Source organism: Eggerthella sp. (assembly GCF_048329335.1).
In the GTDB taxonomy this organism is placed as follows: domain Bacteria; phylum Actinomycetota; class Coriobacteriia; order Coriobacteriales; family Eggerthellaceae; genus Eggerthella; species Eggerthella lenta.
Genome location: NZ_DBFEGU010000157.1, coordinates 1 through 7,739 on the forward strand (window position 1 = coordinate 1; position 7,739 = coordinate 7,739).

The following is a 7,739-nucleotide window of genomic DNA, read 5'->3' on the forward strand; positions in this document are numbered from 1 at the left end:
GCTTCGCGGCGAGCTGCGACACCAGCGCGGCGATGTCGGAGGGCGTCCGCCCCGCCCGCTCGATCTGCTCGCCGAGGGTGCGGCGCACCTCCCTCGCGAGCTCGGCGGTTGCCCGGAAGGGGCCCGACGAGGGGTCGGCGAAGCGCTCCTTGGCGCTCTCGATCGCCCACCCGGGCAGGTCGACGAGCCCGCCGTCCCGGCCCGTCGCGACGACGAGGAAGCCGCCGCGGATGATTTCGGTCTCGCCGTCGCGGCACAGGGTCCGGTTCGGTTTGAGCGCGGACCCTTCCTCGTCGCCTGCGCGCAGCAGCTTCACGGTGACGCCCCCATACTCGGCCAGGGTCTCGGTCTCGGGGCGGTCGAGCCCGATGGAGGCCAGGGCGCGGTCCATGTCGGGAAAGACCGTCGTCTCTCGCGGCAGGTCGCCCACGGGCACGTAGACAGCGGCGACCTTGGCGCCGCCGCGGTATCCGCCGCTTGCGATGCAGCGCGCGATGTCGGCATCGGCGGCATCGATCTCGAAATCGCATCCGGCGGCGTAGGCCCTCGCGGTCTCGGCGAGCGCATCCTGGACGTCGAGCACGGTATCGGCCGGAAGGCCCAGGTGCGGCGTGTCCTGGAGCAGGATACCGAATCCCCGGTGGTCGGCCAGCAGCGTCTTCATGTAGTAGCGGCCGATGAGATACGGCAGGGGCTCCATATCCTTGATGTTGCGCGCCGCATCGGGGCGGTCGTCGCCGCGATGCAGGTAGAACTCGACCATGGGCAGCCCGCCGGAACAGGACAGGGAGCGTTCGAGGTGGGTTTCGTACGGGTCGTATGTGACCATGTCGTCCTTGCCGTAGCGCGCCCCGGGAAGGACCAGGTGCATCCAGACCGACTCGCCCTCCTTCGCGCCGTCGCACTCGATCTGTACGTCGTCGACGAGCGCCGAGACGGAATCGGGCGCGACGCCCTCGCGCAGGTGTGCCAGCAGGTTCTCGATATCCTGCTCTTTATAGGTGCTCATGGTGGCTCCAATGGATCGGAATCGTTATTCGTGTGGGACCGCCCCGCGCGGCCCGTTGTCCAGACCGGTCACAACCGGTTACCGGCCGCGGTGGTCGCCCCGCGGGCCGTGGCCAGCGCCGCCGCCTGGGCCCGCTCGACGAGCGCCGGGAAGCTGATATTGACACCTCCGGGTCTGGACGCGCGCATCGCGGCGCCTTCGGGACCGCGCTCGGTCTTGCAGGTCGGCCCGCCGCCGGCGACGTCGCAGCGCTTCATCGAGGGGATGAAGTTGTCGATCAGCCGGTCCGGCACCGTGCCGGGGTGCCGGAAGGCGATGTTCCCGTTGGCATCCTGCTCTAGCAGGATCGGGCATCTTGAGACGACTTCCCGGCCATGGGGGTCGTAAGTCGCGCGTTCCGGATGGAACCTGGCGACCGCATACGCCCCGCGCTCCTTCCTGTCGAAGCTCAGGCCCCACACGCCGCCCTGATCGCCGGCGCATCCGGCCTCCATGTAGAAGCCCTTCTCGCACCGGTAGGTGAGCGCGGCGGCGAGCGCCGCGGCGACCTTCGGGCAGGCGTCGAACTGCCACGCGCGCATGCGTGTTTCGGCGCCGTCCCTAAACGAGAACTCGAGCCCCCGGAAGCCGCTCACGCCGAAGTGCCTGGCCTTCACGGGCTCCAGGCTGGTGCAGCCCCACACGGTCTCGACGAAGTCGGCTACCGACGTTGCGCCGTAAAGCCTGGCGTTCTCCTCGGCGAGCTCGCCTGCGTCCGCGAACGCGTCGAGGTCGCGGCAGACGAGCCTATCGTCGCGGGGTCCGTCCCCGACCGGGAAGGCGTTCGCATCGAAGGGGTGCTCGGGGCTCCACCCGCTATGGCCCCTCAGGACCTTGACGAGTCCCGAGAGCCCGTCATTCAGGTGCTCGGTCCAACCGGGCCCGGCGATGCCGTCCTCGCGCGCCGCGCGTCTGGCTGATGCGAACTCCATCATGACGTCCGCGACGACTCCCCAGCTGAGCGGGTGGAACTCGTCTGGCAGGACGGTGAGTTCCCTGGGGTCGATGGAGTTCTTGCCGTCGATCACGTTGCCCAGGTCGCGCGGGTCGATGAGGATGGAGCAGTATACCTCGTTCGGGAAATTCATCGGTTTCGCCTCCGTCGGCGGGTCGGGAAGATCAGAGCTTGATGCCGGCGCTCGGCTCGTCGGCCGTACCGCCGGACTTCGCGGCCGCCTTGGCCGCCGCGGCGACGCTCGCGGGATCGTCGGGCGCCTGGACCGTGGACATGTCGACCCCGAGCATGGCGCACGTCTCGGTGATGCTGTCGGCGTTTCCGAGCGTCCACCCTGCGAGCTCCGGGCTGCATCCGGCTCCGAGCGTCGCGAGGACGCTGCACTCGATGTCGTACAGTGCCCAATCGACCGAGGTAAGGAACTTTTCATCGTCGACCTCGGCACAGGGTTCGAAGTCCCCGGCGTCGGCTCCCTCAATGGTCTCGGCGATGAAATCGAGGCCGTGATCGCAGACGTCCGGCGAGAGCGGGTCGATATCCTCCTCGAGGAGGTCCGTCAGTGAGATGCTGGCGACATGGAACCCGAAGAACTCGCCGTCCGGTGCCGTGTCCGGGATGAACGCCGTGCCGCTGTAGATGTTGTAGAGGAAATCGTCGAGGTCGAGCGCTCGACCCATGATCTCGGCCGCATCCTTGCGGAAGTTCGCGTGGTGGCGCAGCGCTGCCGCGGCATCATGGCCGAACAGCGTCTTGACGCTATCCGGCGTCTCGAGGAGGACCGTATGGCCGGACAGCTCGACCTCGACGCAGCCCTCATGCTCGCCCGATAGGAAGGCGCCGGGCGTATCGACCCCGTAGAGGTCGAGCACGTCCAGGGCCTCGGCGGCGTTCAGCGGTTCGATATAGCTTTTCATATGCCATCGTTCCCAGTGGTCTCGAACATCAGAGATGGGCGGTGCGGGTCTGCATCGCATCCGGAGTGCAGGCATCCGCGGCGCGTTTCGCGGCGTCGGCGACGCTTGCCGGGTCGGTATGCAGCTTCGGCGAGGCATCGATTCCCAGCCGCGAGCAGGTCGCGGCGATGCTCTTGCCGTCCGCGAGAGTCCATCCCGAAAGGTCGAACAGGTCGCCGCCGAGCTCGAGGTCGATGGCCGTTTGTTCCATGTAGCACAGGACGGTATCGATCGCCCCGACGAAATCATCGTCCGCGACCGGGGCCTCGATGGCCAGGGGATCGGGCAACTCGCTGCCGGGAAGGGCATCTAAATGCTGCATATCTGCACCACGGGTCTCGATGGCGTACAGCGCCGCGTCGTAGGGGATGCCGTCCTCGCCCTCATCGACCAGGGTGGCGAGCGGGGTTTCCGTACAGTAGAACCCGTATAGCTTGCCCTCGCAATTTGAGTCGAGGATGAAAGTTTCGCCGGTGCGGACGTTGTAGATCGATCCCCACTCAGACAGGACGGGGACCATGAGCTCGCGGACCGCCCGCTCGCGGAAGCGCTTATGCTCGGCGATCTCGCGGGTTGCGTCGTCTCCCATGCCGGCGATCACCTCGTCGGGGGTCTTGAGGACCTTGTCGCCATCGGGTCCGTGCAGCACGGCATCCTCGTCGTTGTTATAGCTGTAGGAGAGATCCCCGAACGGCTCGCAGAATACGCGAAGCACATCCAGCGCATCCGCGGCGCTCATCGGCTCGATATAGCTCTTCATATGCCATCACATCCAAGATAACAGGGAAGGGCGCCCGCGGGACAGTGCGCGGGCGCCCTTCTGGTGCGGGTTGCGGAGGTCGCGGGCGCGCTGCTAGAGCTTGGCGGCCTGCGTGGCCTCGGTGCCCTGCTCGGCGGTACCGTGGGCCGCGGCGACTGCCGCGGCGGCCTGGGACTGCGGGTTGGGTGCCTCGGCGCTCATCTTGGCCTTGTAGGCCTCGCGCGCGGCCTTGACGGCCTTGGTCAGCTCGAACGAGTCGACGTCGAGGGTCTTGAGCTGGTCGTTCTCGTCATACTTGAACAGATGGACGGGCATGTCCTTCTTGACGGTGACGGTGGTGCCCTTGCCGTTGGCGATATCGGACTCGGTCCAGGGCTTGCGGAAGGTCTTGAACTTGTAGCCGGAGATGTCGATGCTATTCATGTCCGTCCCCGTGGGGATGGTGCAGAGGACGGCAGGCCAGGTCTCGGTCTTCGTGCCGTTCGTGATCACGATGTCCTCGCCCTGCGCGTTGGTGACGCTGCACCACTTTGCGGGAAACTTGATGCTGACCTCGTTGTCGTACTTTTCCTGGTCCATGGCGGTACCTTTCTTCCTGCCCGTCGCGCGGTGGGCGGCGGGGCGTTGATTTGCTACGAATGTACCCTCGGGAACGGTGTGCGTATAGATAGTTTCCCGAACGGGAAGCGGCTCGAGGCCTCCGCGGCGGCGCAGTTCATCCGCTACCTCGCGCAGCCTGGAGATATCGCCGATGACGGGCGCGGCGAGCTGTTCTTTGGGAATGAACCCGTCGAGTGCGAGGATCGCCACCGCGCCGGGCAGGGCGAGCACCCCGGTGAGCTCCGCGCTCGCGTCCGAGTAGTAGAAGTGGATCGGGTATTTCAGCACGACGGCCGCCTCCGGCACGTTGATGCCGAGCTCGTCTACCGCGCGGCGGATGGCGGTCCTGACCTGATAGGAGAGCTCGGAGGGCAGGCCGTCGGTGGCGATGGAGGGCTTGCCCGCGTCGTACTTGGTCGCGAACAGGCTGAAATCGGTGAGCTCGCCGTTGCCGTCGGGGTAGGCCGAGCGAGCCATCGTGGAGGACTGGTTGATATCCCTGAACATCATGGCGGCCGCCCCCTACAGTTTCGCGGCGCGTGCGGTGCCGCCGGCACCGTCGTCGGCGCTGAGCGCCGCAAGAGCGCTGGCGGCATAGGCGATCTCGGACGGTGCTGCGGGCTTCTCCTGGGCGACACGCCCGCGCCACTCGGCCACGGTCTCGCCCCCGATCTCCTCGAACGAGTACTCGTCGAGCAGCGGCCAGTCGCCGCCCTTGTTGACATAGCAGGTCTCGCACAGGTCGACATAGCCGTTGTTCACGGCGATCTCGCCGTAGCGGTTGAAGTCGAAGCAGGAGAGGAGTTCGCCGTCTCCTCGGTTCATGAGGTTCCAGAACTCGGAATCGTCGTTGAGGACGGTGTACGCATAGTTCTCCTGCGGCGTCGAACGCTCGAGGCAGGTCTTATGCCACTGGTCCTCGACATACATATCGTCATAGAGGTAGTCGAATACGGGCAGCTCGTCTGCCTGCGCCACGAGGTTCATGAGCTCGTCGAGATGGTCCAGGGGCTCGCCGTAATCGATAGCGGCCTGGATATGGGCCAAGTCCCCTTCGGGAAGGAGCGTGAGCTGCATCGCGAGGACGTTCAGCTTGTCGAGCCGGCCGTACTCATCGAACACCTGGGGGCAGCGGAACGGCAGCCCATCGTAGTCGGAGATATAGGTCTCCTCGTGCTCCGCGTCGACGAGCCCGTGGCTACGCAGCCAGGGCTCGATCTTGTCGGGATCAATCGGCAGGTGCATCCAGGTATCGCGAAGCTCTCCCTCGCTGTAGTAGCCCCAGTTGCCCACGCAGACGTCGAAGCCGTCGCGGAAATCGTTATTTGCCATACAGATCAGCTCCACAGGACAGATGGCGGATAGGTGCTTGGCGTCGATGTTATCCGCGCCGCATGTGCGGCACCACGGTGTTTCCCGAACGGGAAGCCCCCTATGCCGCGTCGCATCGATGCATCGCTCATTGAAACCTCCGATAGTCAGGTTTCGCGTTTAAGGGATTGTCCGTCCTCGCGGCGACCGTAATCCCGTGAAGAAAAACGCTTTCCGAACGGGAAGTGCTGAAATCACCGGGCGCCCGATGGGTATGAGTCCAGAGATTCTGCTACATACGATGAGGGGGCTGCGATGGAAGACGCCGCGGTATATCGCCATTGGACGGACGCCGAGCTCGAATTGCTCGCCGACAGGTCGCTTGCCGCCGCGGACGTGGCCGCCGCGACGGGGCGGACCGAGATGGCCGTGAGGGCGGCGCGCTCCCGCCGAGGTATCTGCCGGACCAGGTGGACGGCAGACGAGCTCGGCCGGTTGCGGGACTACGCCGCGTCGCCCAAGCAGATCGCGGCCGAGACCGGCCACTCGCTTTCAGCCGTGTACGCGAAGCGTTCCGAGATGGGCCTGCCTTCCCCGGCGGCTATACGCATGGCAGCCCGCGAGGCGGCCGCGGCGACGGCCGGGCGGGCGGCATCGGTCCAAATCGGCCTGCGCCCCTGACACCGCCCCGAAAACCTGTCAATGCCTGACGCCGGTGTTTCGCGCCATACCCTTGACCTGTTCGGGCTGGTAGTCATAGAGGAAGTCGCTGAAGCCGTCCATGGCGTGGTCGCGGCACCACTCGCGTACCGCATCGGCGGCGGCCTTAGAGCGCTGTTCGGGATCGAGGTCGGCACAGCAGTTGCCGAGAAGTTCGGCATATTCGTCGATATCGGCATCGGTGAATATGAGCGCATCGACGTCTCGACCGTAGCGCATGGCATACTTCCCCTTGAGCGCCGCATCGAGGGCGAGGCCGGTATCCCGCGTCAGCTCCTCGGCGAAGATCTTCACGGCTTTGGAGGTGTCCATGTAGCGGACGTCTCCTAGGCCGCGCGAGACGGTATCGAAACACCGGTTCTGCATGTGGTGGAACCCGGTAATGAGGAGACTCTGCGCGAGCGCGCAGTCGCTGACGCCCGCGGCGGAGCCCTCGGTCGCGCGGATCAACCCGACGGCGCGGGACATCGCATCGAACAGGCCGCTGTTGGACCGCAAGCCCTTCGCCGCGGAGACGATGAGGGCCTGCTTCGCGACGCTCATCCCGTCCCGGTTGCACAGCAGGGCGTCGATAGCGCCGCCGCGATGGTAGTTCTCCACCGATTGGAGTGCGTCGGCGAGCATGTCGCGGGTGAGGGGGTCGTCGGGCATGGCGGGGTTGTCGAGCCTGTAGAAGGCCGGTATTGCCTCCGTCGTCTCCGGGACGGAGAGCGGCAGCGACAGGATCGCTCCGCGGATCGCCTCGGCCGCCGACTTCCTCGCGCTGTCGCTCAGACTGTCCTTCTCGAAGGAATACGGCAGATTCGGTAGGTATTCATCCTCGACCTGCGAGAAGACGGCCCCGCCGGGGAGCACCATGTCCGCGACATAGTCGGCGCGGGAGACGTCCCCGATAACGCCACCCTCGCCCTCGACGAGTTTTCCGGTCCTGTCGCACGACAGGCTGCGCCAGGAGAAGGAATAGCCGCTAGGGTAGTCCGGGTCCTCGACAAGGGAGGCCTCGAGGAACTTGACGGGCTCGCCGTCCTCCTTGAAGGCCCAGAGGGCATAGGCGCTCTCGCACTCGTCGGGACCGAACTCGGGATCGTTCGGCGTGAGCTCGATATCGTAGTCGTCCATATCTATGCTTCCCTCTACTGTGCGCGGCGGGGACGGTAATGCGCGCCGCTAGGTCGCGCCGTGCGCGCGGCGGCGTCCTTGGCGCGGTCGATGGCCTGCGCGCGCTCGAGCGCGGCGGCCCGCTGTGCGGGCTCCCTCTTCTCGGCCTCGCAGGTGATCGTCCAGAACGGATGCGTGACGGATGCCGGGCCGTTCATGTCCATGACGGTCGCGACGTTGCATCCCGCGCACCAGGCCTCCTGCTTGCGGTCGTAGACCGCGGCGCCCTCATAG

Annotated in this window: 9 protein-coding genes; 1 reads left to right on the forward strand and 8 read right to left on the reverse strand. The window is 66.1% G+C overall.

What is annotated here, in order from left to right; translation table 11 throughout:
- The 6 genes from ACMO6A_RS05120 to ACMO6A_RS05145 form a co-directional block, all read right to left on the reverse strand.
- On the reverse strand, positions 1-1,009 hold a 1,009-nt coding region (locus ACMO6A_RS05120; protein ID WP_418470856.1), incomplete at its 3' end, for a hypothetical protein.
- A gap of 68 nt (positions 1,010-1,077) precedes the next feature.
- Entirely contained in the window at positions 1,078-2,136 is a 1,059-nt protein-coding gene (locus tag ACMO6A_RS05125; RefSeq protein ID WP_418470857.1) for a hypothetical protein, read from the reverse strand.
- Positions 2,137-2,167: 31 nt separating this feature from the next.
- Positions 2,168-2,917 (reverse strand): hypothetical protein, encoded by a 750-nt coding sequence (locus ACMO6A_RS05130; protein WP_418470858.1) that lies wholly within the window; start codon positions 2,915-2,917, stop codon positions 2,168-2,170.
- A 28-nt stretch (positions 2,918-2,945) separates the two neighbouring features.
- Positions 2,946-3,716, reverse strand: a complete 771-nt coding sequence (locus ACMO6A_RS05135; protein WP_418470859.1) for a hypothetical protein — start codon at positions 3,714-3,716, stop codon at positions 2,946-2,948.
- A gap of 93 nt (positions 3,717-3,809) precedes the next feature.
- Positions 3,810-4,826 carry a hypothetical protein gene (locus ACMO6A_RS05140; RefSeq protein WP_418470860.1) on the reverse strand — a complete coding sequence of 339 codons (1,017 nt, stop codon included), beginning with the start codon at positions 4,824-4,826 and terminating at the stop codon, positions 3,810-3,812.
- Positions 4,827-4,838: 12 nt separating this feature from the next.
- On the reverse strand, positions 4,839-5,648 hold the full coding sequence (locus ACMO6A_RS05145) for an antirestriction protein ArdA (protein ID WP_015760258.1): 810 nt from the start codon (positions 5,646-5,648) through the stop codon (positions 4,839-4,841).
- A 294-nt stretch (positions 5,649-5,942) separates the two neighbouring features.
- Here ACMO6A_RS05145 and ACMO6A_RS05150 point away from each other — a divergent pair, with 294 nt between their 5' ends.
- The gene (locus ACMO6A_RS05150) at positions 5,943-6,308 is read left to right on the forward strand and encodes a hypothetical protein (RefSeq protein WP_015760259.1); all 366 of its coding nucleotides are present in this window, start codon (positions 5,943-5,945) and stop codon (positions 6,306-6,308) included.
- Positions 6,309-6,326: 18 nt separating this feature from the next.
- Here ACMO6A_RS05150 and ACMO6A_RS05155 read toward each other — a convergent pair whose 3' ends face one another.
- Together ACMO6A_RS05155 and ACMO6A_RS05160 are read right to left on the reverse strand one after the other, a co-directional pair.
- Positions 6,327-7,466, reverse strand: a complete 1,140-nt coding sequence (locus ACMO6A_RS05155) for a hypothetical protein (RefSeq protein ID WP_418470861.1) — start codon at positions 7,464-7,466, stop codon at positions 6,327-6,329.
- 14 nt (positions 7,467-7,480) lie between these two features.
- Positions 7,481-7,739, reverse strand: a 259-nt coding sequence (locus ACMO6A_RS05160) for a hypothetical protein (protein WP_418470862.1), incomplete at its 5' end; no start/stop codon positions are given.

Bases quoted from the DNA above. Each gene is read 5' to 3' on its own strand.
- ACMO6A_RS05125 (WP_418470857.1), bottom strand. From the start codon at position 2,136: ATGAATTTCCCGAACGAGGTATACTGCTCCATCCTCATCGACCCGCGC.
- ACMO6A_RS05135 (WP_418470859.1), bottom strand. From the start codon at position 3,716: ATGAAGAGCTATATCGAGCCGATGAGCGCCGCGGATGCGCTGGATGTG.
- ACMO6A_RS05155 (WP_418470861.1), bottom strand. From the start codon at position 7,466: ATGGACGACTACGATATCGAGCTCACGCCGAACGATCCCGAGTTCGGT.
- ACMO6A_RS05150 (WP_015760259.1), top strand. From the start codon at position 5,943: ATGGAAGACGCCGCGGTATATCGCCATTGGACGGACGCCGAGCTCGAA.
- ACMO6A_RS05145 (WP_015760258.1), bottom strand. From the start codon at position 5,648: ATGGCAAATAACGATTTCCGCGACGGCTTCGACGTCTGCGTGGGCAAC.
- ACMO6A_RS05140 (WP_418470860.1), bottom strand. From the start codon at position 4,826: ATGATGTTCAGGGATATCAACCAGTCCTCCACGATGGCTCGCTCGGCC.
- ACMO6A_RS05130 (WP_418470858.1), bottom strand. From the start codon at position 2,917: ATGAAAAGCTATATCGAACCGCTGAACGCCGCCGAGGCCCTGGACGTG.